The sequence below is a fragment of the Streptomyces sp. NBC_00433 genome (genome assembly GCA_036015235.1).
Classification (GTDB): domain Bacteria; phylum Actinomycetota; class Actinomycetes; order Streptomycetales; family Streptomycetaceae; genus Actinacidiphila.
In genome coordinates, this window is sequence record CP107926.1 from 3,925,517 (window position 1) to 3,950,658 (window position 25,142).

General features: G+C 71.9%; 24 protein-coding genes. 9 read left to right on the forward strand and 15 right to left on the reverse strand.

What is annotated here, in order from left to right; genetic code table 11:
* The first annotated feature begins 80 nt into the window (after nucleotides 1–80).
* Nucleotides 81–569: a YajQ family cyclic di-GMP-binding protein gene (locus tag OG900_16400; GenBank protein WUH91532.1), complete on the forward strand. Its 489-nt coding sequence runs from the start codon at nucleotides 81–83 to the stop codon at nucleotides 567–569.
* Between the two features lie 83 nt (nucleotides 570–652).
* Here the strand turns inward: OG900_16400 and OG900_16405 are convergent, their stop codons facing one another.
* Both OG900_16405 and OG900_16410 read right to left on the reverse strand, forming a co-directional pair.
* Entirely contained in the window at nucleotides 653–1,120 is a 468-nt protein-coding gene (locus tag OG900_16405) for a peroxiredoxin (protein WUH91533.1), read from the reverse strand.
* Nucleotides 1,121–1,267: 147 nt separating this feature from the next.
* A complete protein-coding gene (locus tag OG900_16410) occupies nucleotides 1,268–2,167 on the reverse strand; it encodes a MarR family transcriptional regulator (GenBank protein WUH91534.1) in 900 nt (299 codons plus the stop codon).
* A gap of 248 nt (nucleotides 2,168–2,415) precedes the next feature.
* Here OG900_16410 and OG900_16415 point away from each other — a divergent pair, with 248 nt between their 5' ends.
* A complete protein-coding gene (locus OG900_16415; protein WUH91535.1) occupies nucleotides 2,416–2,820 on the forward strand; it encodes a YccF domain-containing protein in 405 nt (134 codons plus the stop codon).
* A 96-nt stretch (nucleotides 2,821–2,916) separates the two neighbouring features.
* On the opposite strand, the gene htpX is transcribed toward OG900_16415, so the two are convergent.
* From htpX to OG900_16470, 11 genes are all read right to left on the reverse strand, one after another.
* Nucleotides 2,917–3,774, reverse strand: a complete 858-nt coding sequence (htpX, locus tag OG900_16420; protein WUH91536.1) for a zinc metalloprotease HtpX — start codon at nucleotides 3,772–3,774, stop codon at nucleotides 2,917–2,919.
* A gap of 211 nt (nucleotides 3,775–3,985) precedes the next feature.
* The gene (locus OG900_16425) at nucleotides 3,986–5,500 is read right to left on the reverse strand and encodes an NADH-quinone oxidoreductase subunit N (protein WUH91537.1); all 1,515 of its coding nucleotides are present in this window, start codon (nucleotides 5,498–5,500) and stop codon (nucleotides 3,986–3,988) included.
* Nucleotides 5,500–7,065, reverse strand: a complete 1,566-nt coding sequence (locus OG900_16430; GenBank protein ID WUH91538.1) for an NADH-quinone oxidoreductase subunit M — start codon at nucleotides 7,063–7,065, stop codon at nucleotides 5,500–5,502. The genes OG900_16425 and OG900_16430 overlap by 1 nt, the downstream gene beginning before the upstream one ends.
* Nucleotides 7,066–7,071: 6 nt before the next feature.
* Nucleotides 7,072–9,060: an NADH-quinone oxidoreductase subunit L gene (locus OG900_16435; protein ID WUH91539.1), complete on the reverse strand. Its 1,989-nt coding sequence runs from the start codon at nucleotides 9,058–9,060 to the stop codon at nucleotides 7,072–7,074.
* On the reverse strand, nucleotides 9,057–9,452 hold the full coding sequence (gene nuoK, locus OG900_16440) for an NADH-quinone oxidoreductase subunit NuoK (GenBank protein ID WUH91540.1): 396 nt from the start codon (nucleotides 9,450–9,452) through the stop codon (nucleotides 9,057–9,059). Before nuoK ends, OG900_16435 begins: the two co-directional genes overlap by 4 nt.
* Nucleotides 9,452–10,087, reverse strand: a complete 636-nt coding sequence (locus tag OG900_16445) for an NADH-quinone oxidoreductase subunit J (GenBank protein WUH91541.1) — start codon at nucleotides 10,085–10,087, stop codon at nucleotides 9,452–9,454. Before OG900_16445 ends, nuoK begins: the two co-directional genes overlap by 1 nt.
* On the reverse strand, nucleotides 10,084–10,695 hold the full coding sequence (locus tag OG900_16450; protein WUH91542.1) for an NADH-quinone oxidoreductase subunit I: 612 nt from the start codon (nucleotides 10,693–10,695) through the stop codon (nucleotides 10,084–10,086). Before OG900_16450 ends, OG900_16445 begins: the two co-directional genes overlap by 4 nt.
* Before the next feature lie 2 nt (nucleotides 10,696–10,697).
* Nucleotides 10,698–11,660 (reverse strand): NADH-quinone oxidoreductase subunit NuoH, encoded by a 963-nt coding sequence (gene nuoH / locus OG900_16455; GenBank protein WUH91543.1) that lies wholly within the window; start codon nucleotides 11,658–11,660, stop codon nucleotides 10,698–10,700.
* Nucleotides 11,657–12,541, reverse strand: a complete 885-nt coding sequence (locus OG900_16460) for an NADH-quinone oxidoreductase subunit C (GenBank protein ID WUH91544.1) — start codon at nucleotides 12,539–12,541, stop codon at nucleotides 11,657–11,659. Before OG900_16460 ends, nuoH begins: the two co-directional genes overlap by 4 nt.
* Nucleotides 12,538–13,212 (reverse strand): NADH-quinone oxidoreductase subunit B, encoded by a 675-nt coding sequence (locus OG900_16465; protein ID WUH91545.1) that lies wholly within the window; start codon nucleotides 13,210–13,212, stop codon nucleotides 12,538–12,540. The genes OG900_16460 and OG900_16465 overlap by 4 nt, the downstream gene beginning before the upstream one ends.
* Nucleotides 13,203–13,604, reverse strand: coding sequence for an NADH-quinone oxidoreductase subunit A (locus OG900_16470; GenBank protein WUH91546.1), 402 nt, complete (start codon nucleotides 13,602–13,604; stop codon nucleotides 13,203–13,205). Before OG900_16470 ends, OG900_16465 begins: the two co-directional genes overlap by 10 nt.
* Nucleotides 13,605–13,809: 205 nt before the next feature.
* On the opposite strand from OG900_16470, the gene OG900_16475 reads away from it, so the two are divergent.
* Both OG900_16475 and OG900_16480 read left to right on the forward strand, forming a co-directional pair.
* Nucleotides 13,810–15,027, forward strand: a complete 1,218-nt coding sequence (locus tag OG900_16475; GenBank protein WUH91547.1) for a sensor domain-containing protein — start codon at nucleotides 13,810–13,812, stop codon at nucleotides 15,025–15,027.
* A 390-nt stretch (nucleotides 15,028–15,417) separates the two neighbouring features.
* Nucleotides 15,418–16,737, forward strand: a complete 1,320-nt coding sequence (locus tag OG900_16480; protein ID WUH95790.1) for a sensor domain-containing protein — start codon at nucleotides 15,418–15,420, stop codon at nucleotides 16,735–16,737.
* A gap of 493 nt (nucleotides 16,738–17,230) precedes the next feature.
* On the opposite strand, the gene OG900_16485 is transcribed toward OG900_16480, so the two are convergent.
* Nucleotides 17,231–18,202 (reverse strand): zinc-binding dehydrogenase, encoded by a 972-nt coding sequence (locus OG900_16485; protein ID WUH91548.1) that lies wholly within the window; start codon nucleotides 18,200–18,202, stop codon nucleotides 17,231–17,233.
* Between the two features lie 160 nt (nucleotides 18,203–18,362).
* Here OG900_16485 and OG900_16490 point away from each other — a divergent pair, with 160 nt between their 5' ends.
* The 3 genes from OG900_16490 to OG900_16500 all read left to right on the forward strand — a co-directional run bounded on the left by OG900_16490 (nucleotide 18,363) and on the right by OG900_16500 (nucleotide 22,230).
* Nucleotides 18,363–19,022 carry a response regulator transcription factor gene (locus tag OG900_16490; GenBank protein WUH91549.1) on the forward strand — a complete coding sequence of 220 codons (660 nt, stop codon included), beginning with the start codon at nucleotides 18,363–18,365 and terminating at the stop codon, nucleotides 19,020–19,022.
* Nucleotides 19,023–19,190: 168 nt separating this feature from the next.
* A complete protein-coding gene (locus OG900_16495; GenBank protein WUH91550.1) occupies nucleotides 19,191–21,176 on the forward strand; it encodes a 2-oxoacid:acceptor oxidoreductase subunit alpha in 1,986 nt (661 codons plus the stop codon).
* Nucleotides 21,177–21,216: 40 nt separating this feature from the next.
* Nucleotides 21,217–22,230: a 2-oxoacid:ferredoxin oxidoreductase subunit beta gene (locus OG900_16500; GenBank protein ID WUH95791.1), complete on the forward strand. Its 1,014-nt coding sequence runs from the start codon at nucleotides 21,217–21,219 to the stop codon at nucleotides 22,228–22,230.
* Between the two features lie 286 nt (nucleotides 22,231–22,516).
* Here OG900_16500 and OG900_16505 read toward each other — a convergent pair whose 3' ends face one another.
* Nucleotides 22,517–22,861 carry a helix-turn-helix transcriptional regulator gene (locus OG900_16505; GenBank protein ID WUH95792.1) on the reverse strand — a complete coding sequence of 115 codons (345 nt, stop codon included), beginning with the start codon at nucleotides 22,859–22,861 and terminating at the stop codon, nucleotides 22,517–22,519.
* Between the two features lie 108 nt (nucleotides 22,862–22,969).
* Between OG900_16505 and OG900_16510 the strand changes: the two genes are divergently transcribed.
* Both OG900_16510 and rarD read left to right on the forward strand, forming a co-directional pair.
* On the forward strand, nucleotides 22,970–23,839 hold the full coding sequence (locus OG900_16510) for an SDR family oxidoreductase (GenBank protein ID WUH91551.1): 870 nt from the start codon (nucleotides 22,970–22,972) through the stop codon (nucleotides 23,837–23,839).
* A gap of 155 nt (nucleotides 23,840–23,994) precedes the next feature.
* Complete coding sequence (gene rarD / locus OG900_16515; protein ID WUH91552.1) at nucleotides 23,995–24,939, forward strand: EamA family transporter RarD; 945 nt, start codon at nucleotides 23,995–23,997, stop codon at nucleotides 24,937–24,939.
* Nucleotides 24,940–25,142: the final 203 nt, after the last annotated feature.

The following is a 25,142-nucleotide window of genomic DNA, read 5'->3' on the forward strand; positions in this document are numbered from 1 at the left end:
GGGTGACGGGCCGGCGACGGGCCGTGGGAAAGATCGATCGATGGAACGCCGATGGAACACAGTCAAGGAGCCCACTGAAGATGGCCGACTCCAGTTTCGACATCGTCTCGAAGGTCGAGCGGCAGGAGGTCGACAACGCCCTCAACCAGGCCGCGAAGGAGATTTCGCAGCGCTACGACTTCAAGAACGTCGGAGCGTCGATCGCGTGGTCGGGCGAGAAGATCCTCATGGAGGCGAATTCCGAGGAGCGCGTCAAGGCGATCCTGGACGTCTTCGAGACGAAGCTGGTCAAGCGCGGGATCTCGCTCAAGGCGCTGGACGCCGGCGAGCCGCAGCTGTCCGGCAAGGAGTACAAGATCTTCGCGTCGATCGAGGAAGGCATCTCGCAGGAGAACGCCAAGAAGGTCGCGAAGATCATCCGGGATGAGGGGCCGAAGGGCGTGAAGGCCCAGGTGCAGGGCGAGGAGCTGCGGGTCAGCTCGAAGAGCAGGGACGACCTTCAGGCGGTGCAGGCACTGCTCAAGGACAAGGACCTGGACTTCGCGCTGCAGTTCGTCAACTACCGCTGAGACCTGCCGCTGAGGCCTGCGGCCGACGCCGACCGGCGGGGCCGTCAGGGCGCGCAGGCGCCCCGGCGGCCCTCTCGCTCGCCCTACTGCGCGGTCTGGAGTTCCTTGACCACGGCGAGGGCGTCGTCGATGTGGCCGCCGATGTTCATCATCGAGGAGAAGGCGTGGCGGATGACGCCGTCCTTGTCGATGACGAAGGTGATGCGCCCCGGGACCACACCGCCCAGCGTGGCGGCGCCGTACAGCTTGCGCACGGCCCGGCCGGCGTCCGAGAGCAGGGTGAAGGGCAGTTCGTGCCGCCCGGCGAATTTCTCGTGTGACGCCACCGAGTCGGAGCTGACGCCGATCACCACGGCTCCGGCGTCCGTGAAGCTCTCGTAGCTGTCGCGGAAGCTGCACGCCTCCGCGGTACAGCCGCGGGTGTTGTCCTTGGGGTAGAAGTAGAGCACCACGACCTTCTCGCCCAGGAAGCCGCTGAGCGTCACCTGCTGCCCGGACTGGTCGGGGAGCGTGAAGTCAGGTGCCTTGTCGCCGACTTGCAGGGTGGCCATGGTCATCTCCTTGACGTCTCGGCAGCATTGCCGGTCGGCTTCCATCCTCGCGCGAGCGTACGCGGCGCGGGCGTACGCGGCGCGGGCGTACGCGGCGCGGGCGTACGCGGCGCGGGCGTACGCGGCGCGGGCGTACCCCCTGGCCGCCTACGGAAGGTCGGTACGCAGCAGCGCCGCCAGCAGTGCCGCCAGTTCGGCGCGACCACCGGTGCCCAGCGTCGCGGCCAGCTCGTCTTCCGCGGCCTCCACGACGGCGCGGGCGGTGGCCAGTGCGAGGCGGCCGGATTCGGTGATGCGCAGGGCGTAGCGGCGGCGGTCCTGGGGGTCCCGGTCGCGGACGACCCGGCCGGCCAGCTCCAGGTCGTCCACCACCTGGAGCACCGCCTGCTCGCTGACGGCCAGCCGTCGGGCGAGCTGCTGCTGCGAGAGGGGCGAGAGGGCCTCGTCGGCCACGACGGCCAGCGCGCCGAAGTGCCGGGGCTGCAGGCCGCTGTCGGCGAGGGCGGCCTCGACGCCGTGGCGTACGACGTGGTGGGCCTGGGTGATCAGCGAACCGGTGCGGTGGGGCGCGGGCGCGGGGCGGGACAGCAGCTCGGCGAGCAGGGCGTCGAGGCGGTCGCGCTCGGCGGCGGTCAGTGCCGCGGTGAGCCGGTCGTCGGCGGCGGAGACTGCCGGGCCCATCGCCTCGACGGCGGCCCTGCCGTCCTCGGTGAGCGCCAGGACGTACGAGCGGCGGTCGTCGGGGTTGCGCGCCCGGGTGACCTGGCCCGCGGCCTCGAAGCGGTCGATCAGCTTGACCATGGTGGTGCGGTTTATGCCGAGACGGTCGCCGAGGTCCTGCTGCGAGGACGCGGCGCCGGGCTCGCCGAGCGCGTCGAGCACCCGGAAGTCGCGGAGGCGGCCGGCGGTGTCCGCGGTGTCGCCGAAGTCCGGGGCGAGCTGGGTGGTGAGGAGGTAGGCACCGCGGAGCAGGCACGCAGCGTGACCGGCGAGGGCGGCCGGCACCCCCACGCCGACGGTTTGCCTGCTGAGCGCCTCAACGTCCACAACCGTGCACCTCCCCAGCCGACACTAGCAGGGCACAGCCTTCTGACCAGGGGCCCGAGCGGGCCGGCCGGGGCCCGGCGGGGCCTGGCGCGACCGGCGGGGCACGGGAGGCGCGCGGTGGCGGGGACGGGCTCGGTGCGGCCCCGTGCCGTCACTCGAAAGCCCTCTCCGGTTCCGCCGGGCACATCATGGTCGGATACTGGTGGTGACAGGCTGACAAGGCCGAGAGACGGGTAGAGGTGCTGACCGTGGGTGTACTCAGGTTGGTGTTGAACGTCCTGTGGTTGATCTTCTGCGGAATCTGGATGGCGATCGCTTACACCGTCGCCGCCCTGATCTGCTTCCTCCTGATCGTCACCATCCCCTTCGGCGTCGCCTCCCTGAGGATCGCCGGCTACGTCCTGTGGCCATTCGGTCGGACGGCGGTGGAGCGCCCCGACGCGGGAGCGCCGTCCTTCGCGGGCAATGTGATCTGGCTGATCTTCGCGGGCTGGTGGCTCGCCCTCGGGCACCTGATCACCAGCATCCCGCTGTTCATCTCGATCATCGGCATCCCCTTCGGCTGGGCGAACCTCAAGCTCATCCCGGTCTCCCTGATGCCGCTCGGGCGGGAGATCGTGCCCAGCGACGAGGCCTTCGGCCGGGTCGTCTGACCCGGCCCCTCGTCTCGTCGGGCTCGGCGTCTCGTCGGGCCCGGCGTCTCGTCGGGCCCGGCGTCTCGTCGGGCCCGGCGTCTCGTCGGGCCCGGCTCAGCGGCCGCCGGCCATCTGCTCCAGGCGGGAGATCCGCTCGGCCATCGGGGGGTGGGTCGAGAAGAGCTTGGAGGCGGTTCCCGGGCGGAACGGGTTCGCGATCATCATGTGGCTGGCGGTCTCCAGGCGCGGCTCGGGCGGCAGCGGGAGCTGCTTCGTGCCGGCGTCGAGCTTGCGCAGCGCGGAGGCCAGGGCCAGCGGATCGCCGGTCAGGCGGGAGCCCGAGGCGTCGGCTTCGTATTCGCGGGAGCGGGAGACGGCGAGCTGGATCACGGACGCGGCGATCGGGCCGAGGATCATCATCAGCAGCAGGCCGATGAGACCGGGCCCCTCGTCGTCGTCCGAGCGGCCGACGGGGATGAGCCAGGCGAAGTTGACCAGGAAGACCACGACGGAGGCGAGCGTGCCCGCGACGGAGGAGATGAGGATGTCGCGGTTGTAGACGTGGCTCAGCTCGTGCCCGATGACCCCGCGCAGCTCGCGCTCGTCGAGGATGCCCATGATGCCCTCGGTGCAGCAGACCGCGGCATTGCGCGGGTTGCGGCCGGTGGCGAAGGCGTTGGGCGCCTCGGTCGGCGAGATGTAGAGCCGCGGCATGGGCTGCCGGGCGGCCGTCGACAGCTCGCGCACGATCCGGTAAAGCGCGGGCGCCTCGATCTCGCTGACCGGGCGGGCGCGCATCGCGCGTAGAGCCAGCTTGTCGCTGTTCCAGTACGCGTACGCATTGGTGCCCAGGGCGATGACGAGCGCCACGATGAGCCCGGTCCGGCCGAAGAAGCTGCCGATGACCAGGATGAGTGCGGACAGGCCACCGAGGAGTACGGCGGTCTTCAACCCGTTGTGCCGGCGGTGCACGTGCGCCCTCCAGATTCTGCGGTGTGGCCGGGGGGATGCTCTCTCCGGGGATGCTTTCCCTAAGGAAAACCCCCTGCTCTGCTCAACGCCACCGGGACGGTGCTAGTTCCCTTGTGCGTACCGCCCGCCTACCGCCCGCCTGGCACCCGCGTACGGACTGCGACCGGCCCGGACCTGGGGCGGACCGGGTCCGGGCCGGTTGACGAACCGGTCAGAGCAGGGCGCCCTGGGCGTAGCGCAGGATCAGCTGCGGGGCTCCCGACAGGACGACTCCGGCGACCGCGGTCAGGGCGAGGGCCAGGGCGAGCCCGGCGGGGGTGCGGGCCGCGGCGGCGCCCTCGGCGGTCACGGTCGTGTCGGTACGCCGCTGCGCCGCGGTGAAGAGCAGGGCCGTCCAGCGCAGGTAGTAGACGAGGGCGATGACGACGTTGACCGCCATGATCACCGCGAGCCAGCCGTGCTGGGTGCCGACCGCCGAGGAGAAGACGGCGACCTTGGCGAAGAGGCCGATGACGCCGGGCGGCAGTCCCGCCAGGCAGAGCAGGAAGAAGGCCAGCGCCAGGGCCGCGGCGGGGCGGGCGGCGTACAGGCCGCGGTAGTCGGCGAGGCGGCTGTGCGGGGCGGTGCGCTCGACCAGGGCGACGGCCGCGAAGGCGCCGAGGTTCACCACGGCGTACATCAGCGCGTACGCGACGGTGGTGCCGATCTCGTGCGCCGGGTCGTCGGCGGACGCGGCGGCGGCGAGCGGGACCAGCAGATAGCCGGCCTGGCCGATCGAGGACCAGGCCAGCAGCCTTACCGCGCCGCGCGGCACGTCGGGGCGCTGGCGGAGGGCGCCGACATTGCCCACCGTCATGGTGAGCGCGGCCAAGACCCCTATCGCCGGGCCCCACACATGGGAGTACGGGCGGAAGGCGACGACGGTGACCAGGATCAGCCCGGAGAAGCCGGCCGCCTTGCCGACGACCGACAGGTACGCGGCGACCGGCAGCGGGGCGCCCGCATAGGTGTCGGGCACCCAGAACTGGAAGGGGGCGACGGCCAGCTTGAAGGCGAAGCCGACCAGGGTGAGGGCGACGCCGGCCCTGGCCAGGGTGTGCAGCTGGTCGGGGGTGTGGGTGAGGCCCTCCGCGACGGCGTTCAGCTGCAGGGAGCCGGTGGCGGCGTAGACGAAGCTGATGCCGAGCAGCGAGACGGCGGTGGCGGTCACCGAGGTCAGGAAGAACTTGAGCGCGGCCTCGCTGGACAGCCGGTCGTCGCGGCGCAGGCCGACCAGGGCGAAGGCGGGCAGCGTCGTCACTTCGAGGGCGACGATCAGCGTGGCCAGGTCGCGGGAGGCGGGAAGCAGGGCGGCGCCGGCGGCGGAGGACAGCAGCAGGAACCAGTATTCGCCCGCCGGGATCCGCTCCGTCGTGCCGATCGACAGCAGCGCGGTCAGCAGCGCCCCGCCCAGCACCAGGACCTGGATGACCAGGGTGAAGTGGTCGGCGGCATAGGAGCAGCCGCCGCCGGTCCCGGGCTGGCAGAAGGTCGTGCGGTGGCCGTCGCGCAGCGGGATCACGGTGAGCGCGGCAGCGGCGAGCCCGGCGGCGGTGATCCAGCCCAGCAGCGGTTTGCGCTCCGCCGGCAGGAAGAGGTCGGCGACCAGGACGGCCACGGCGAGCGCTGCCGGGATGAGCACGGGGGTGAGCGCCGTCCAGTCGACGGGCTGCACGAGGGATGCCATCAGTGGCCTCCGAGCAGGGAGCGTACGGCCGGGTCGGTGAGCCCGAGCAGGGCGGCGGGCCACAGGCCGGCCAGGACGGTGAGGGCGGCCAGCGGTGTCCAGGCGGCGAATTCGTACGCCTTGACGTCGGCGAGCGCGGGCCGCAGCTCGGTGGTCTCCCGGTCGCCCATGCAGACCCTGCGGACCACGGTCAGCAGATAGCCGGCGGTCAGCAGGGTGCCGAAGGCGGCGAGGGCGGTGAAGGTGAGGTACGCGGGGCGGCTCAGGCCGGCGCCGGGTTCGAAAGCCCCGAACATCGCGAGCATCTCGCCCCAGAATCCGGCCAGGCCTGGCAGCCCGAGGGAGGCGACGGCGGCGAAGGCGAGCAGGCCGCCGAGCCGGGGGGCGCGGCCGTAGAGGGCGGCGCCGGTGTGTCCGGCGAGCTGGTCGAGGTCGCTGGAGCCGTAGCGGTCCTTGACCGCGCCGACCAGGAAGAAGAGCAGGCCGGTGATCAGGCCGTGGGCGATGTTGGCGAAGAGCGCGCCGTTGACGCCGGTGGCGTTCAGCGAGGCGATGCCGAGCAGCACGAAGCCCATGTGGCCGACGGAGGAGTAGGCGATGAGCCGCTTGAGGTCGCCGCCGTTGCCGCGGCGGGCGAGCGCGAGGCAGGCGAGCGAGCCGTAGATGATGCCGACGACGGCGAAGGCGGCCAGGTAGGGGGCGAAGGTGTGGATGCCGCTCGGCGTGTCGGGCAGCACGATCCGCACCAGGCCGTAGGTGCCCATCTTCAGCAGCACCCCGGCCAGCAGCACGGAGCCGACGGTCGGGGCGGCGGTGTGGGCGTCGGGGAGCCAGCTGTGCAGCGGCCACATCGGGGCCTTGATCGCCAGGCCGAGGCCGATGGCGAGGACGGCGATCACCTGCGTGGAGTGACTGAGGTGTGACCCGTTGTCAGTGGCGAGTGCCACCATGTCGAATGTGCCCGCTTTCACCCCGATGAGGAGCAGGCCGAGCAGCATGATCACGGAGCCGAGGAGGGTGTAGACGATGAAGCGCAGGGCCGATCGTTCCCGGTCGCCGCCGCCCCAGCGGGCGATCAGGAAGTACATCGGGATGAGGACCGTCTCGAAGGCCAGGAAGAACAGCATCAGGTCGAGCACGGAGAAGGTGGCCAGCGTGCCCGCTTCCAGCAGGAGCAGCAGCGCGACGAAGGATTTGGCGGAGCCGCCGGCCGGCAGGTGGAAGTAGGAGTAGAGCGCGCACAGGAAGGTCAGCAGCGCGCTCAGTACCAGGAGGGGGAGGGAGATGCCGTCGACGCCGAGGTGGAGGTGGATCCTCAGCGCGGGGATCCAGTTGAGGTCGGTGCTTGCCTGCATCCTCGCCGGGTGGTCGTGGTCGAAGCCGGCCGCGAGGACGACGGAGAGGATCAGGACGGCGCCGGTCACGGTCACCCCGTGCCGCAGCACCGCCTGGTCGGGGCCGCGGCCGCGCAGACCGGGCGGCGGCGGGAGCAGGGCGCCGGCCGAGCCGAGCAGCGGCAGCACCACGATCGCCGCGAGGACGTACTGGAGGGCGGTGTCGTTCACTGGTTCTCAGCCTCCGACGGCGACGAGGACGGCGAGCACCACGGCGCCGGCCAGCAGCGCGCTGAGGTAGGTCTGGACGTTTCCGTTCTGGGCCCTGCGGACGGCCGCGCCGAGCAGGCGCGGGGTGCCGCCGGCGGCGCGGACGTAGGTCTCGATGACCTCGCGGTCCAGGAAGCGGACCAGGCTCGCGGCGGCGAGCACCGGGCGGACGAAGAGCGCGCTGTAGACGGCGTCGAGGCGGAAGCCGTGGGCGGCGAGCGGGTGCAGCGGGCCGAGCAGCAGCCGGCCCGGGTCGCCGGGGTCGTCGGCGGCGGCGATGTCGCCGTAGATCTCCTCGTGGGTGGCCGTCGCCTCGGCCTCGACGAGGGCGGGCTCCGCGTCGGGGTCGGCGGTGACCACCGCTCCCACGGGTACGGCCTTGCGGGTCGCGGTGGTCGCGGACCAGGCGCCGTAGGTGATCAGTACGCCCACGAGGGCGAGTCCGGTTCCGAGGACGGAGGTGACCAGGGTCGGGCCGAGCGGGGCGCCGCCGAACCAGTCGGGCAGCTCGCGGTAGGTGAGGCCGCCGAAGGCCAGGGTGGGGATGGCGAGCACCCACAGCACGCTGGTCATCACGACGGGCTGCCTGCCGTGGTCGGCGACGTCGGGGCCGCTGCCGCGGAAAGCCAGCAGGAAGAGCCGGGTGGCGTAGCCGGCGGTGAGCAGGGCCGCGGCCAGTCCCGCGACGAGCACGGTCCAGCCGACCGCCGACGGCACGTGCGCGGTGTCGCCCGCTGAGGCGTGCTCGGCGGCCCGCAGCACCGACTCCTTGGAGAAGAAGCCGGACAGCGGGGGGAGGGCGGCGAGCGCGGCGAGCGCCAGGCCCATCGTCCACATGGCGTCGGGGACGCGTTTGCCGAGCGAGCCCATCCGGGACATCGCGGTGAGCGAGTTGGTGCCCGCCGCGTGGATGACGACGCCCGCGCCCAGGAAGAGCAGGGCCTTGAAGGCACCGTGCGAGAGGAGGTGGAAGACGGCGGCGTCGCGGTCGCCGACGGCCAGCGCGCCGGCCATGTAGCCGAGCTGGCCGATCGTGGAGTAGGCCAGCACGCGTTTGATGTCGTCCTGCGCGAGGGCGGCGAGCCCGGAGCCGACCATCGTCACGGCGGCCATCGCGGCGAGCACGGCCAGTGCGGCGGCCGACGCGGTGAAGACCGGCAGCAGCCTGGCGACCAGGTAGATGCCGGCGGCGACCATGGTGGCCGCGTGGATCAGCGCGGACACCGGGGTGGGGCCGGCCATGGCGTCGGGCAGCCAGGTGTGCAGCGGGAATTGCGCGGACTTGCCGGCGACTCCGGCGAGCAGCAGCAGCGCGACCACGGTGGGGTGGTGCAGCTGCCCGTGCGAGGCGGCGTCGAGGATGCCGGTGATACGGAAGGTGTGCGCGTCGGCGGCGAGCGCGAACACCCCGATCAGGAAGGGGACGTCGCCGAGCTTGGTGACCAGGAAGGCCTTGATCGAGGCGGCGCGGGCGGCCTCGGTCTCCCAGTAGTGCCCGACCAGGAAGTAGGAGCAGATGCCCATCACCTCCCAGCCGACCAGCAGCACCATCAGGTCGCCGGTGTAGACGACCAGCAGCATCGCGGAGGTGAAGAGCGAGACCAGGGCGGCGTAGGAGGGGTAGCGCGGGTCGTCGCGCAGATAGGAGACGGAGTAGAGCTGCACGCAGGTCGCGACCAGGCCGACCAGGACGGCGACCAGGACCGAGAAGCCGTCCAGGTGCAGGGCCAGGTCGATCGGCACGGACCCGGTGACGGTCAGCCGGTGCGCGCCGTCGGTGGGGGCGCCGGTGCCCTGTCGGGCGGCGGTGATCGCGGCGAGCACGAAGGAGGCCGCGACGGGCAGCACGGCCAGCGGGCGGACGAAGCCGGGTGAGCGCCGGCCGAGCAGCAGTCCGGCGGCCGCGCCCAGGAAGGGCAGGAGGGGTACGAGCGCGGCAAGGGCGATCAGGGTCACGCGGTGGCCTCGGCCTTCTCGTCGTCGGCCGCCGGTGCGGGGGTGGCACCGGTTGCGTCGGGTCCCTGCGGTGCCTCCGGGCCGTGCGGTTCCGCGAGGCCGGTGAGCCGGTCGATGTCGGAGCTGCCGCGCTGGCGGAAGACGAGCAGCACGATCGCCAGGCCGAGGCCGATCTCGGCGGCGGCGATGGTGATGGTGAAGAGGGTCAGCGCCTGGCCGGCGTGCAGGGTGTCGCGCAGCCAGACGTCGAAGGCGACCAGGTTGAGGTTGACGGCGTTGAGCATCAGCTCGACGGACATCAGGACGAGGATCGCGTTGCGGCGGGCGAGCACACCGTAGAGGCCGACGCAGAAGAGGAGGACGGCGAGGACGGCGGGATAGGCGAGGTGCATCAGCGGTGCTCCTTGCCGGCGTCGGCGTCGGCGTCGGCGTCGGCCGAGGGGTTCGCGTCGGCGGCCGGGGCGGCGGCTTGGGCGGCCGGGGGCGGGGTGTCGCGGCGGGACAGCACGATCGCGCCGACCAGCGCGGCGAGCAGCAGCACCGACAGCGCCTCGAAGGGCAGCACCCAGTGCCGGAAGAGGCTCTCGCCGGTGGCCCGGGAGGAGCCCTGCACGACGCCGTGCAGATTGATCCAGGTGGTGCGGAAGGCGTCCACCACCACCCACACCAGGGCGGCCGCGGCGGCGGCCGCGACCCCGAGGGCGACCGGCCGGTTCTCGGAGTCGGCGTCCGCGGAGCGGCCGATGGGCGCCTTGGTCAGCATCAGGCCGAAGAGGAGGAGGACGACGACGGAGCCCACGTAGATCAGCACCTGCACCCAGGCGATGAATTCAGCGGTGAGCAGCAGGTATTCGACGGCGAGGCCGCCGAGTGCGACGACCAGCCACAGGGCGGCGTGCACCAGCTGCCGGGTGGTCACGGTCAGCAGGGCGGCGCCGAGGGTGGCGAGGCCGATCAGCACGAAGGTGATCTCGACGCCGGTCGGGGAGAGGAAGCCGGGGTGGTGGGCGGCGGCGCTGAGGTTCACGCGTCACCCTTTCCCTGGTCGCCGCTGCGGGCGCTGCGGTCGGCCCGATCGCTCCCGTCGGCCTGTCCGGCCGCGGCGGCCGCTGCCGCCTTCTCCGCAGCCTTGCGCGCCGCGGCGATCTCCTTCGGCTCCTCCGCCGCGGGGTCGAGCGCGGGCGGGGCGGGCACCGTCCACATCCAGTCGCGCAGCTTGTCGCGCTCGTGCGTCAGGTCGAGGATGTCCGTCTCCGCGTACTCGAACTCCGGTGACCAGAACAGCGCGTCGAAGGGGCACACCTCGATACAGATACCGCAGTACATGCACAGGGAGAAGTCGATGGCGAAACGGTCCAGGACGTTCCGGCTGCGCTCGCGCCCGCCGGGGGCGGCAGGCGGGGCGGTCTCCTTGTGGGAGTCGATGTAGATGCACCAGTCGGGGCACTCGCGCGCGCACAGCATGCACACCGTGCAGTTCTCCTCGAACAGCGCGATCACGCCGCGGCTGCGCGGCGGGAGTTCGGGCAGCGCGTCGGGATATTGGGCGGTGACGGAACGCTTCGTCATGGTCCGCAGGGTGACGGCCAGGCCCTTGGCGAGACCGGATCCCGGGATGCCGGAAAGAGATGCCATGGCTAGGAGATCACCACCTTGACGACGCCGGTCAGGGCGATCTGGGCGAGGGACAGCGGGATGAGCACGGTCCAGGCGAGCTTCTGCAGCTGGTCCTCGCGCAGCCGCGGGTAGCTGACCCGCAGCCAGATCACGACGAAGGCCAGCAGCGCGGTCTTGACCAGCGTCCACACCCACCCGGCGCTGCCCGACCACGGGCCGTGCCAGCCGCCGAGGAAGAGCACGGTGGTCAGCGCGCACAGCACGACGATGCCGGCGTATTCGGCGAGCAGGAACAGCGCGAAGCGCAGCCCGGTGTATTCGGTGTAGGCGCCGAAGATGATCTCGGAGTCGGCGACCGGCATGTCGAACGGCGGCCGCTGGAGCTCGGCGAGCCCGGCGGTGAAGAAGACGACGCCGCCGACGAGCTGCCAGGGTGTCCACCACCAGTGGTAGCCGTCGACGATGCCGGGCAGCGACAGGGTGCCTGCCGCCATCGCCACCGAGGCGGCGGCCAGCAGCATCGGCAGCTCGTACGCCATCAGCTGGGCGGCCGTGCGCAGGCCGCCGAGCAGCGAGAACTTGTTCGCCGACGCCCAGCCGGCCATCAGCGAGCCGAGCACGCCGACGCCCATCACGGCCAGGACGAAGATCAGCCCGGCGTCCACGGTCTGCCCGACGAAGCCGTCGGGGCCGACCGGGATCACGATGAGCACCAGCAGATACGGCAGCAGGGCCACGGCCGGCGCGAGCTGGAAGACCCGGCGGTCGGCGTCGGCCGGGACGATGTCCTCCTTCTGCGCGAATTTCACGCCGTCGGCGACGAGCTGCGCCCAGCCGTGGAAGCCGCCGGCGTACATCGGGCCGAGCCGGCCCTGCATGTGCGCCATGACCTTGTGCTCGGTCTGGCCGACCAGCAGCGGGAAGACCAGGAAGACGACGAGGACGGCGACCAGCCGCAGCACGACGTCGAGCGTGTCGTTCATGCGGGGTCGCCTCCTTCTGCGGGCGGTTCCTTCGGGGCGGGCGGGTCCTTCGGGGCGGGCGGGTCGGACGCGGGCGAGTCCTCAGGGGCCGGCGGCTCAGCCGGGGGCTCCACCGGGGCCTCGGCCGGCGTCTCCGCCGGGGGCTCCTTCGGAGCGGCCGCCGGGCGTTGCCAGGGCGCGTCCTGGCTCTGGCTCGCGGAGCCCTCGGTCACGCTGCGGGTGCGGCGGGCCGGGCGTTCGCCGGGCGCCGCGGCAGCCGCACCGCGGGCGGCGCGGGCCGGGCGGGCGGGGGCCGGCGGGAGCTGGCCCTTGAGCGGGCCCCACTCGTTCGGGTCAGGCACCCCGGGCGGCTGCATCTGCCGCCGCTTCGGGCCGCCGTCGTGCGACTCCCCCGGCTCCTTCGCGCCGGGCCAGGCCTTCGCGACCCGGGCGGCGAGCACGAAGTCCTTGCGCAGCGGGTGCCCCTCGAACTCCTCGGGCAGCAGCAGCGGCGCGAGCCCGGGGTGTCCGGTGAAGGCGACGCCGAACATCTCGTGCGTCTCCCGCTCGTGCCAGGCCGCGCCCGGGTGGACGCCGGTCGCGGTGGGCAGGGCGGGGTCGTCGTACCCGACGGTCGTACGCAGCAGCAGCCGCCGTACGCCGCCGCCCGCCGGGCCGCCGGCCAGGGCCACCACGTGCGCGCACACCCGGAAACCGGTGCCGGGCTCGTCGACCGCGCTCAGCCAGTCGAAGAAGGTGCAGCCCAGCTCGTCGCGGGCGGTGGTCAGCGCCGCCTCCCACGACCCGGGCGGCACGTCGACGGTCAGCAGGTCGTACGCCTCCTCGGCGGTGGCGCCCGCGCCGAAGATGTCCGCGGCCTCGCGCGGCAGCCATCCGGTCACGGCGTGTCCCCGGGGTCTCCGGCGGCCGGGGCGGGCGGGGCCTTCGGGGCAGGTGCGGCGACGAGCCCGCTGGTCAGCGCCTGGACGGAGGGCTTGGCGGGCGCGTACCGCTCCCCCAGCGACTCGCGGGCGATCTTCTCCTGCAGCTTGAGGATGCCCTGGAGCAGCGCCTCGGGCCGCGGCGGGCAGCCGGGGACGTAGACGTCGACCGGGATGATCTGGTCGACGCCCTTGGTCACCGAGTAGGAGTCCCAGTACGGGCCGCCGCAGTTGGAGCAGGCGCCGAAGGAGATGACGTACTTCGGCTCGGGCATCTGCTCGTAGAGCCGCTTGACGGCCGGCGCCATCTTGTCCGTCACCGTGCCCGAGACGATCATCAGGTCGGCCTGGCGCGGACCGGGCGCGAAGGGGATCACGCCGAGCCTGATGAAGTCGTGCCGCGACATGGACGCGGCGATGAATTCGATGGCGCAGCAGGCGAGCCCGAAGTTGAAGACCCACAGGCTGTAGCGGCGGCCCCAGTTCAGGACCACCTTCATCGGCTGCGGCGCGAGCCGGGACAGCGTGCCGAGCCGGCGCGGCTCGGGCAGCAGTTCGGGAGGCGCGGCGGAGGCGCCGCCCGGCGCGGCCGAGGCGGTGGGGTCGGCCGGGGAGGCCGGGGTCAGGTCCATTCCAGGACGCCCTTCTTCCAGGCGTAGAGCAGCCCGACCGCGAGGAAGCCGATGAAGACGAACATCTCCACCAGCGTCGTGCCCCCGAAGCCGGGCGCGGCGAAGACCGTCGCCCAGGGGAAGAGGAAGATCGCGTCGACCGCGAAGATCACGTACAGGTAGGAGTACACGTAGTAGCGGATCTGGGTGTGCGCCCAGTCCCCGCCCACCGGGTCGACCCCGCACTCGTAGGTGAGCATCTTCTCCGGCGTCGGCACGACCGGCCGCAGCAGGCGGCCGGAGGCGAAGGCGACGGAAACGAAGAGCACACCGACGACCGCGACCAGGCCGACGACCGAGTAGCCGTGGAAGTAGTCCACGTCCGTCCGCCCCTCGTTGACTCGTTCACCCACCGACCGGTGGTGTCCAGTGTTCCTGTTGGATCTTTAGCCGATCTATACGGAGGGAGTCTAGGCCCTGGCCTGATCGGCACTACCCGCCACCGGCAGGTTCCGGCCCGGGGGCGCCACCGTACCGGCCGACCTGGGGATAACCCCACCCACGTCCGGCCTACCCACCCCATGGCGCGGGAGGCCGCTTCCCCGGCAGGCTGGTGCCATGAACGCCTCGCCGCCCTCGACATACAGCAGCGCCACGGCCACGGCGGCCCACCCGGCCGACGGGTCCGACAGCGCCGCCCTCCCGCCGCCCCGTTTCGCCTTCGACGCGGTGACGTGGAAGGAGATCCTCAACCTGCTGCTGAATCTCCCGATGGCGATCCTCGGCTTCGTCTACGTCGTCACGACGCTGTCGATCGGTGCGGGGCTCTCCGTCACCGTGATCGGGCTGCCGCTGCTCTCCGTGAGCCTGATCGGCTGCCGGATGCTCGGCACGGTGGAGCGCGCGAGGGCGCGGGCGCTGCTGGGGGTGAAGGTCGAGGAGCCGCGGCCGCTGCGGCGCAGCACCTTCGGCTTCCTGCCCTGGCTGTGGGTGACGCTCAAGGACCCGGTGGCCTGGCGGCACGCGCTCTACCTGGCGATCCGGCTGCCGTGGGGCATCGTCACCTTCACCGTGACGCTGACCTCGCTCTTCGTCGCCTGGCCGGTGCTGCCGTTCCTGGCCCGCGGGATGTCGGCGGTGGACCGGGCGCTCGTACGCGGGCTGCTCCAGCCGTCCGACGAGCTGGAGAAGCGGATCGCCGAACTGGAGTCCGACCGCGGCGTCGTGGTCGACACCGCGGCCGCCGACCTGCGGCGCATCGAACGCGACCTGCACGACGGCGCCCAGGCCCGCCTCGTCGCCCTCGCCATGGACCTGGGCCTCGCCCGGGAGAAGCTGCTCGAAGACCCCGAGGCCGCCGCCCGGATGGTCGACGAGGCGCACGGCGAGGTCAAGATCGCCCTCCAGGAGCTGCGCGACCTCGCCCGCGGCATCCACCCGGCGATCCTCACCGACCGCGGCCTCGACGCGGCGCTGTCGGCCGTCGCCACCCGCTGCACCGTCCCCGTCACCGTGACCGTCGACCTGCCGGCCAGGCCCGCGGAGGCCATCGAGGGCATCGCCTACTTCACCGTCTCCGAGCTGCTGCAGAACGTCAGCAAGCACAGCGGCGGCACGAGCGCCTCCGTCGACGTGTGGCGGGCCGCGGACCGGCTGATGGTCCAGGTCCGCGACGACGGGCACGGGGGTGCCGACGTGGCGGCCGGCTCCGGCCTGGCCGGCCTCGCGGAACGCCTCGACTCCGTCGACGGGCTCTTCGTCGTCGCCTCCCCGCCGGGCGGCCCGACCGTCGTCACGGCCGAGCTTCCCTGGCGGGACCGGGACTTCCGCCGCTGACCACCGGTCGGGTGGGGGGTACGCAACCTGGCCCTTGCGGTGGGCCGCCCCTGCCCCTTGCGGTGGGGGGGTACGCGCTGCCCCTTGCGGTGGGCCGCCCTCCGCCGCGCCTTCGTGGCTGGTCGCTCCGTTCTCCCCCAGGGCTTCGCCTGGGGGTACCCCCACGCGCCCCTGGTGCCTGCCCTCTGCGGAGGAGCGGAGCCCCAGGCTGACGCGGGGAAGGGGGCGGCCGGCCCCCGTACAGCGGCGCTGTGGGTGCGTACGAGGCGCCCGCGGGGGCTGGTAGGGGTAGCCCCACCTCCAAGAGGCCGATCCGCACCATGGGGCAGGCGGCGGCGAAAGGCCATGGTGGGGGGTATGACGAGCAGTGCGGAGAGGACGGGCCCGACCATGGCGTACGGCTACCAGGAGCAAGAGCAGGCACGGCACAGGGCCCCGGCCGCGGTGCGGGCGCCCTTCGAGGCGCGGACGTGGCGCGAGTTCGGCTACGCGCTGCTCAACCTGCCGATGGCGATCACCGGTTTCGTGTGGACCGTCACGATGCTCTCGCTCAGCGCGGGCCTCCTCATCACCTTCGTCGGCCTGCCGCTGCTGGTGCTGGCCCTGGGCGGGTGCCGGGCTATCGGGCGGGTCGAGCGCGGCCGGGCGCGTACGCTCCTGCTGCTGGACGTGGACGAGCCGGGGCCGGTACGCACCAAGGGCCGCGGCTTCCTCGCCCGGATGGGCGCCCAGCTCAGCAGCGGTGTCAACTGGCGGCACGTCATCTACATGCTGCTGCACTTCCCGTGGGGCATCATCAGCTTCTCCGTGTCCCTCAGCCTCTTCACCTACGGCTGGGGCCTGCTGACCTACCCGCTGTGGCGCTGGGTCTTCCCGGTCTACTTCGGGCAGGACGGCCTGCAGGTCTACGGCAGCGACGACGGCCGGCACGGCTGGTGGCTGCACACCCCGGCGGACATGGTGCTGTGCGTGGTCCTCGGCGGGCTGCTCGTACTGGCCACTCCGTGGGTCATCCGCGGCATGGCGCACGCGGACCGGATCCTGGTCCTCGGCCTGCTCGGGCCGTCCCGGCTGGACGACCGGGTCACCGAGCTGGAGTCCGACCGCGGCGTCGTGGTCGACACCGCGGCCGCCGACCTGCGGCGCATCGAACGCGACCTCCACGACGGCGCCCAGGCCCGCCTCGTCGCCCTCGCCATGGACCTGGGCCTGGCCAAGGAGAAGCTCCTTGAGGACCCGGCGGTCGGCGCCGCGATGGTCGAGGAGGCGCACGGCGAGGTGAAGATCGCCCTCCAGGAGCTGCGCGACCTCGCCCGCGGCATCCACCCGGCGATCCTCACCGACCGCGGCCTGGGTCCGGCCCTGTCCGCCGTCGCGGCCCGCTGCACCGTCCCGGTCTCGGTGACGGTCGACCTGCCGGCCAGGCCCGTGCCCGCGATCGAGGGCATCGCCTACTTCACCGTCTCCGAGCTGCTGCAGAACGTCAGCAAGCACAGTGGCGCTGCGCGCGCTTCCGTCGACATCTGGCAGGTCGAGGACCGGCTGATGCTCTTCGTCTCCGACGACGGGCGTGGTGGGGCCTCCCTCGCGGCCGGCTCCGGCCTGGCCGGCCTCGCGGAACGCCTCGACTCCGTCGACGGTGTCCTGGCCGTCGACTCCCCGGCCGGTGGCCCGACCCGCATCACCGCCGAACTTCCCTGGCGGGCGTGACCCCGCCAGGGGGCGCCCTTTGCGCCAGGCAGTCACCTTCCCCACCGCCGTGGTAGGCGGCTGCCCCCTGCCGCGGGCCGTCGCCTTTCCCGCCGTCATGGCTGGTCGCGCAGTTCCCCGCGCCCCCAGGTGATTGCCACTTGGCGTGGCGTTGCCTTCTCTCCCGCCTCTTCGGCGGGCGCGCAGTTCCCCGCGCCCCTGAAAAACGCGTGCCCTCCTGCGCACAGAGCCCCTGCCAGGGACCAACGCCTGGGCGTCGGAGGACGCAGGCCCAAAGGGGCGCGGGGAACTGCGCGCCCCGCCGAGATCGCGTCGCAGACAAGCACGCACCGCAAGGGGCAATCACCCCAGGGGCGCGAGGAACTGCGCGCACAACCCACCACCGGGTCGCGGGCAAGCAACGCCACAGCAAGTGGCAACCACCCGGGGGCGCGGGGAACTGCGCGAACAGCCCCCACCGGGCCGCGGGCAAGGAGCCCACCGCAGGTGGTGCTCACCCGGGGTTGACCGCAAGAAGCGTCTTGCCCATGGTGTGCCCGGTCCGCAGGGCCGCGAGGGCGGACGCCGCCTCCGGCAGGGGATGTTCGGCTGTGACGTCGAGGCGGATCGCGCCCGAGGCCAGGAGGGCGAAGGCGGAGAGGGCGTGGCCGCGGACCGTGCGGGGGGCGCGGCGGGCGAGGTCGGCGATGTTGTAACCCGTCAGGGAGCGGTTGCTCTTCCAGAAGGGGAGGACGGGGAGGCTGAGGTCGGGTTCGCGGGCCGCCTCGCCGTAGACGGCCAGCCGGCCGAAGGGCGCGAGCAGGGCGAGGCTGGCGAGCCGGGTCTTGCCGCCGACGGGGTCGAGGACGACGTCGAGGTCGCGCAGCCGGTCGGCGAAGGCGTCCCTGAGGTGGACGGCGTCGTAGCCGAAGCGCTTGGCGTAGGCGGCCTTCTCGGGTGACCCCACGGTCCCGTGGACCGCGGCGGCGCCCAGTGACCGGGCGATCTGCGCGGCCGTGGAGCCGACTCCGCCGGCCGCCGCGTGGATCAGGACGGTGTCGCCGGCCCGCAGCCGGGCCGCGCCGGTCAGGACGCCGTAGGCGGTGGTGAGGACGAGGGCGGCGCCGCCGCCGTCCCGTAGCGATATCCCGTCCAGCGGGAAGACGAACTCCGCGGAGGCGACGGCGTATTCGGCGTAACCGCCGCCGTCCGGCAGATACGCGGCGACCGGCTCGCCGACCGCGAGCCCGCCGACGCCGGGTCCGAGCGCGGCGATCACGCCGGAGACCTCGAACCCCGGCACGTCCACCCCGCGCGCTCCGTGCGGCGGCCCGAAGTCGCCGAGCACGTGCTGGAGTTCGCCGTAATTGACGCCGGCGTAGGCGACCCGGACCAGCACCTGCCCAGGTCCTGGCGCGGGGGCGGGCAGTTCCAGCTGCCGCAGCACCTCGGGGCCGCCGTTGACGTCGAATCCGACCGCGTGCACGCGCACTCCTCTCCCTGGCCGCCGCGAGGGAAGTCGCGGCGCCCACCGGCTGCCGGGCGCAACCTTGCCCACAGCAACCGTATTCCCCATTCGCCCGCCGATGCTGGGATGCTGGGCGGGTCAGTCGGACACGGGGGGGCACGGAACGGTGGAGGACAAGGTGCGAGTGGTCATCGCCGAGGATTCGGTACTGCTGCGGGACGGTCTGACGCGGCTGCTGACCGATCGCGGCCACGACGTGGTGGCCGGTGTCGGCGACGCCGTCGGGCTGATCAAGGCGGTCGACGAGCTCGCGTCCCAGGGCGCGGCTCCCGACGTGGTGGTCGCCGACGTCCGGATGCCCCCCACCCACACGGACGAAGGCGTCCGCGCGGCGGTGCAGTTGCGCCGGGAGCACCCCGAGGTGGGCGTCCTGGTGCTGTCTCAGTATGTGGAAGAGCAGTACGCGACCGAGCTGATCGCGGGCAGCAGTCGCGGGGTGGGATATCTACTCAAGGACCGCGTCGCCGACGTCCGCGAATTCGTGGATGCCGTGGTCAGGGTGGCCGAGGGCGGTACGGCCCTGGACCCCGAGGTGGTCGCCCAGCTGCTCGGCCGCAGCCGCAAGCAGCATGTCCTCGCCAATCTCACTCCGCGAGAACGCGAGGTGCTCGGCCTGATGGCCGAGGGGCGTACGAACTCGGCCGTCGCCAAGCAGCTGGTGGTCAGCGACGGAGCGGTCGAGAAGCACGTCAGCAACATCTTCCTGAAGCTGGGCCTGACCCCGAGTGACGGGGATCACCGTCGCGTGCTGGCCGTGCTCACCTACCTCAACTCCTGAGGTACGCGGCCTCCACCGGCGATTTCGTCTCACTGAACGAGACGGCGTCTCACCCTTTGGGACAAAAGATCGTACGCGCGACTCTCACTTCCCCGGACCTCCGGGGAAGGTGAGCCTTACCGCCGTACGATGACCCGTGAGCCGCCGCCTCGAAGGAGGTCCGTTTCAGTGACCAGCCAGGTCAGCAGCCCCATCCCCGCGGGTACCGCGGAAGAGCCGCCGATCGTTGTCGACGTCGACGTAGTCGGTGATCAGCACAAACCGGCCAAGGAAACCAGGCGCCTCGACCGGGTGATTATCCGGTTTGCGGGTGATTCCGGTGATGGTATGCAGCTTACGGGTGATCGTTTCACGTCGGAGACGGCGTCGTTCGGTAATGATCTGTCGACGCTGCCGAATTTCCCGGCGGAGATCCGGGCGCCTGCGGGGACGTTGCCGGGGGTGTCGTCGTTCCAGTTGCATTTCGCGGATCATGACATTCTGACGCCGGGTGACGCGCCGGATGTGCTGGTCGCGATGAATCCGGCGGCGTTGAAGGCGAATCTGGGTGATCTGCCGCGGGGTGCGGAGGTCATCGTGAACACCGATGAGTTCACGAAGCGGGCGATGGCGAAGGTCGGGTGGCCGTCGAGTCCGCTGGATGACGATTCGCTGGCGGGGTTCGCGGTGCACCGGGTGCCGTTGACGACGCTGACGGTGGAGGCGTTGAAGGACTCGGGGCTGGCGCGGAAGGACGCGGAGCGGGCGAAGAACATGTTCGCTCTGGGGTTGCTGTCGTGGATGTACCACCGGCCGACGGAGGGTACCGAGGCGTTCTTGCTGCGGAAGTTCGCGAAGAAGCCGGATATCGCGGCGGCGAACGTCGCGGCGTTCCGTGCGGGCTTCAATTTCGGGGAGACCACCGAGGACTTCGCGGTCTCCTACGAGGTCGCGCCGGCGTCGGCGGCGTTCCCCGCGGGGACGTACCGGAACATCTCGGGGAATCTGGCGCTGTCGTACGGGTTGGTCGCGGCGTCGCGGCAGTCGGGGCTGCCGCTGTTCCTGGGGTCGTATCCGATCACCCCGGCCTCCGACATCCTCCATGAGCTGTCGCGGCACAAGAACTTCGGGGTGCGGACCTTCCAGGCCGAGGACGAGATCGCGGCGATCGGCGCGGCTTTGGGTGCGGCGTTCGGTGGGGCGTTGGCGGTGACGACGACGTCGGGGCCGGGGGTGGCGCTGAAGTCGGAGACGATCGGGTTGGCGGTGTCGTTGGAGTTGCCGCTGCTGGTGGTGGACATCCAGCGCGGCGGGCCGTCGACGGGTATGCCGACCAAGACCGAGCAGGCCGATCTGTTGCAGGCGATGTTCGGCCGCAACGGTGAGGCGCCGGTGCCGGTGGTCGCGCCGGCCACGGCGGCGGACTGTTTCACGGCCGCTTTGGAGGCCGTGCGGATCGCGGTGGCCTACCGCACCCCGGTCTTCCTGCTCTCGGACGGGTATCTGGCGAACGGCTCGGAGCCGTGGCGGATCCCGGCGGTCAGTGAGCTGCCCGATCTGCGGGTCGATTTCGCTGAGGGCCCGAATCATGCGGACGCCGACGGGACGGAGGCGTTCTGGCCCTATCTGCGGGACCCGGAGACGTTGGCGCGGCCGTGGGCGGTGCCGGGCACGGCGGGGCTGGAGCACCGGATCGGGGGGATCGAGAAGCAGGACGGCACGGGCAACATCTCCTACGACCCGGCCAACCACGATCTGATGGTCCGTACCCGGCAGGCGAAGATCGACGGGATCACCGTGCCCGACGTTCAGGTCGACGACCCCACGGGGGGTGCGCGGACGCTGGTGGTGGGGTGGGGGTCGACGTACGGGCCGATCACGGCGGCGGTACGGCGGATCCGCCGCGGCGGCGAGCACATCGCCCAGGCCCACCTGCGGCACCTGAACCCGTTCCCGGCGAATCTGGGAGAGGTGCTGGGCGCCTATGAGCGGGTGGTGGTCCCGGAGATGAACCTGGGACAGCTCGCGCACCTGCTGCGGGCCCGCTACCTGGTCGACACCTCCTCACTGACCCAGGTCACCGGCCTGCCCTTCAAGGCCGAGCAGCTCGCCCAGGCCATCACCGCGATCATGAACCCGCAGCAGCAGCAGGAGGAGGTGGGTGGCAGTGTCTGAGGCGCTCACGCTGGTCCCCAAAGCGACCGGCAAGCAGTCGATGAAGGACTTCAAATCCGACCAGGAAGTCCGCTGGTGCCCCGGCTGCGGCGACTACGCGGTCCTGGCCGCCGTCCAGTCGTTCATGCCCGAGCTGGGCCTGGCCCGCGAGAACATCGTCTTCATCTCCGGGATCGGCTGCTCCTCCCGCTTCCCGTACTACATGAACACCTACGGTATGCACTCCATCCACGGCCGGGCCCCCGCGATCGCGACGGGGCTTGCCACGTCCCGCCGGGACCTGTCGGTATGGGTGGTGACGGGCGACGGGGACGCGCTGTCGATCGGCGGGAACCATCTGATCCACGCGTTGCGGCGGAATGTGAACCTGAAGATCCTGCTGTTCAACAACCGGATCTACGGGCTGACGAAGGGGCAGTACTCCCCGACGTCGGAGACCGGGAAGATCACCAAGTCCACACCGATGGGATCGCTGGACGCGCCGTTCAACCCGCTGTCGCTGGCGATCGGCGCGGAGGCGAGCTTCGTGGCCCGCACCATCGACTCGGACCGCAAGCACCTGCAGTCGGTGCTGCGGGCGGCCGCCGACCACCCCGGGACAGCGCTGGTGGAGATCTACCAGAACTGCAACATCTTCAACGACGGCGCCTTCGACGCCCTCAAAGACAGTGCGACCGCACAAGAAGCCGTCATCCGCCTCGAACACGGCCGACCCATCCGCTTCGGCGCCCCCGCCGAGGACGGCCTCGGCTCCAAGGGCGTCATCCGCGACCCCGCCACCGGTGACCTGACGGTCATCGACGTCACCGCGTCCGGGACGGACGGCGTCCTCGTCCATGACGCGCACGCCGCCAGCCCCACGACGGCGTTCGCCCTGTCGCGGCTGGCCGACCCCGACACCCTGCACCACACCCCCATCGGTGTCCTGCGCGACACCACCCGCCCCGTCTACGACACCGACATGGCCGAGCAACTCGACCTCGCCGTCACCCGCCAGGGCGAAGGCGACCTGGCCGGCCTGCTCGCCGGCACCGACACCTGGACCGTCCCCTAGCCTTCCCGGCAGGGAAGAAGCAGGCTTAGGGGCGCGGGGAACGGCGCGACCAACCCACCACGGGCTGCACGTCGCCACCGGCCGAAAGGGGCTGCCCGGTCCGTACCGGACCACCGGCCGGTGGGGGCTTGTCGCGCAGTTCCCCGCGCCCCCATCAGCCACCCCCTTACCTGAAGGGAACCGCCCGGCCACCGCGCCCGGCGGAAGCACGCCCCCTTGCCGAAGGGGCACCCCTCAGCCACCGCGCCGGCGGAGGCACGCCCCCTGCCGAAGAGGCACCGCAGGGTCAGGTGCGGGCGTCGTAGGACGATTGGGCCGCGGCAACCGCGGAGACGCGGGACTCGGTCCACGCGGCGAGCGCTCGCACCTTGAGGGCCGCCTCGTGGCCGAGGTCGGTCAGGTCGTAGTCGACGTGCGGCGGTATGACGGGCCGGGCGCGGCGGCGTACGAAACCGTCGCGCTCCAGGGTCCGCAGCGTCTGCGTCAGCATCTTCTCGCTGACGTCGCCTATGCCGTTCCGCAGTTCGCTGAAGCGCAGGGTGCCGGCGTCCAGGAGGGCCGCGAGCACCAGGACGCCCCACCGGCTGGTGACGTGTTCGAGGATGGCCCGCTCAGGGCAGCTCACCTTCATGTACGTACCGTACGTCAAGGTGGGTACTTTCCATAAGTTAGCGTGCCGGTTACGGTGATCACGTCCGACCGCGACAAACGCGTCCGCAAGAAACCCGGGAGAACCACCGTGAGCATCGTCGTCACCGGAGCCACCGGCCAGCTCGGCCGCCTCGTCATCGCAGACCTGCTGGAGCGCGGGGTCGCGCCCGCCGGGATCGCCGCCGTCGTGCGGGACGCGGACAAGGCCGCCGACCTCGCCGCGAGCGGGGTGGAGGTACGGGTCGCGGACTACGACCGGCCCGCGAGCCTGAAGGCCGTCTTCGCGGCCGGCGACCGCGTCCTGCTGATCTCGGGGAACGAGGTCGGCCGCCGTGTCCCGCAGCACACCGCGGTGGTCGACGCGGCCGCCGAGGCGGGCGTGGCGCTGCTGGCCTACACCGGTGTGCTGGGCGGCCCGGCCGCCGACTTCATCCTCGCCGACGAGCACAAGGCCACCGAGGAGGCCGTCCTGGCGTCCGGGCTGCCGTACGTCTTCCTGCGCAACGGGTGGTACACCGAGGTCTACACCGCCAACCTGCCCGCGGTGCTCGAACACGGCGTCGTGATCGGCAACGCGGGCGACGGGCGGGTCGCGTCGGCCGCGCGGGCGGACTACGCGGCGGCGGCAGCGGCCGTGCTGACCGGCGAGGGCCACGAGAACAAGGCGTACGACCTGAGCGGCGACACCGCCTGGAGCTTCCCCGAATACGCGGCCACCGTCGCGGAGCTGTCCGGCCGGGAGGTCGCCTACCACGAGGTGACCGGGGCGGAGCGGCAGGAGATCCTGGTCGGCGTCGGGGTGCCGGCGGACTTCGCCGCGGTGCTGGTCGACGTGGACCGGGCGATCGGGGAGGGCCTGCTGGCCGGCACCAGCGGTGAGATGGCCCGGCTGATCGGCCGCCCGACGACGCCGCTGCGCGAGACGGTCGCGGTGGAGTTGCGGGCGCTGAACGCGTAGGCCCCCGGGGCCTGCCCGCGCCATCCCGGTGGCCTGACGCCGGTTGCGTCAGGACCAATGCGCGATACGGGCCTGGCAGTGCGGTCGGCGTACCGCTACGGTCGGACTGCCGCCCGTACCCGCACCGCGTACGGCGGCGTGGGGAGGACGAGGCGATGGGCGAGAACCGCGCGGGACTGGTGTACGGATTCGTGGCCTACGGCTTGTGGGGACTGTTCCCGCTGTACTGGCCGCTGCTCGAACCCGCGGGCGCGGGCGAGATCCTGGCCCACCGGATGGTGTGGTCGCTGGTGGTGGTCGGCGTCATCCTGCTGGCGCTGCGCCGGTGGGCCTGGGTCGCCGAGCTGGTCCACCAGCCGCGCCGGCTCGCCCTGCTCGTGCTCGCCGCGACCGTGGTGTCGGTGAACTGGGGCATGTACATATGGGCGGTCAACGCCGGCCATGTCGTGGAGACCTCGCTCGGCTACTTCATCAATCCGCTGGTGACCATCGCGCTGGCGGTCCTGGTGCTGCACGAGCGGCTGCGGCCCGTGCAGTGGGCGGCGGTCGGCATCGGCAGCGCCGCCGTCGCGGTGCTCGCGGTCGGCTACGGGCGGCTGCCGTGGATCGCCCTCACGCTGGCGCTGTCCTTCGGCACCTACGGCCTGGTCAAGAAGAAGGTCGCGATGGGCGGCCTGGAGTCGCTGGCCGCGGAGACCTCCGTGCAGTTCCTGCCGGCCCTCGCCTTCCTGCTGGTCCTCGGCGGCCGCGGCGACTCGACCTTCACCCACCACGGTCCCGGCCACGCCGGGCTGCTGGCACTGTCGGGGCTGGTCACCGCCGTGCCGCTGGTCTGCTTCGGGATGTCGGCCAACCGCCTGCCGCTGTCCACCCTCGGCCTGCTCCAGTACCTGGCGCCGGTCTTCCAGTTCCTGATCGGCATCCTCCACTTCCACGAGACGATGTCCGCCGAGCAGTGGGTCGGCTTCCTGCTGGTCTGGTCGGCGCTGGTCCTGCTGACGGTCGACGCCCTGCGCAATGCCCGCCGCACCCGTACGGCCGCGGCCGCCCTCGCGCCCCCGGCCCCAGGCCCTGCGGCCGCCCCGGCCCGTTCCGCCTAAGGGCTGTCCTGTAATCCGCGGTGGACCAGCGCGCGGCGTCAGACGCGGTACATCGCAAGGCGAAGGGCCGCCCTCATACCGGGTCGTGTTCGGGCGAGCCCGACAACGCAGCGAGGTGCCGTAGCTGTCGTCGCGCGCCCGCCGGGGATCAGCGGGACAGCCCTTGGCCTCCCGTTCACCCGGAAATCGGGGCTCCTCCGCCG

What these genes read in the sequence shown, in the direction of transcription:
- OG900_16400 (WUH91532.1), top strand. Translation starts at nt 81, where the DNA reads ATGGCCGACTCCAGTTTCGACATCGTCTCGAAGGTCGAGCGGCAGGAG.
- OG900_16405 (WUH91533.1), bottom strand. Translation starts at nt 1,120, where the DNA reads ATGGCCACCCTGCAAGTCGGCGACAAGGCACCTGACTTCACGCTCCCC.
- OG900_16425 (WUH91537.1), bottom strand. Translation starts at nt 5,500, where the DNA reads ATGGCATCCCTCGTGCAGCCCGTCGACTGGACGGCGCTCACCCCCGTG.
- nuoK (WUH91540.1), bottom strand. Translation starts at nt 9,452, where the DNA reads ATGCACCTCGCCTATCCCGCCGTCCTCGCCGTCCTCCTCTTCTGCGTC.
- OG900_16450 (WUH91542.1), bottom strand. Translation starts at nt 10,695, where the DNA reads ATGGCATCTCTTTCCGGCATCCCGGGATCCGGTCTCGCCAAGGGCCTG.
- nuoH (WUH91543.1), bottom strand. Translation starts at nt 11,660, where the DNA reads ATGAACGACACGCTCGACGTCGTGCTGCGGCTGGTCGCCGTCCTCGTC.
- OG900_16465 (WUH91545.1), bottom strand. Translation starts at nt 13,212, where the DNA reads ATGGACCTGACCCCGGCCTCCCCGGCCGACCCCACCGCCTCGGCCGCG.
- OG900_16475 (WUH91547.1), top strand. Translation starts at nt 13,810, where the DNA reads ATGAACGCCTCGCCGCCCTCGACATACAGCAGCGCCACGGCCACGGCG.
- OG900_16480 (WUH95790.1), top strand. Translation starts at nt 15,418, where the DNA reads ATGGCGTACGGCTACCAGGAGCAAGAGCAGGCACGGCACAGGGCCCCG.
- OG900_16500 (WUH95791.1), top strand. Translation starts at nt 21,217, where the DNA reads ATGAAGGACTTCAAATCCGACCAGGAAGTCCGCTGGTGCCCCGGCTGC.
- OG900_16505 (WUH95792.1), bottom strand. Translation starts at nt 22,861, where the DNA reads ATGAAGGTGAGCTGCCCTGAGCGGGCCATCCTCGAACACGTCACCAGC.
- rarD (WUH91552.1), top strand. Translation starts at nt 23,995, where the DNA reads ATGGGCGAGAACCGCGCGGGACTGGTGTACGGATTCGTGGCCTACGGC.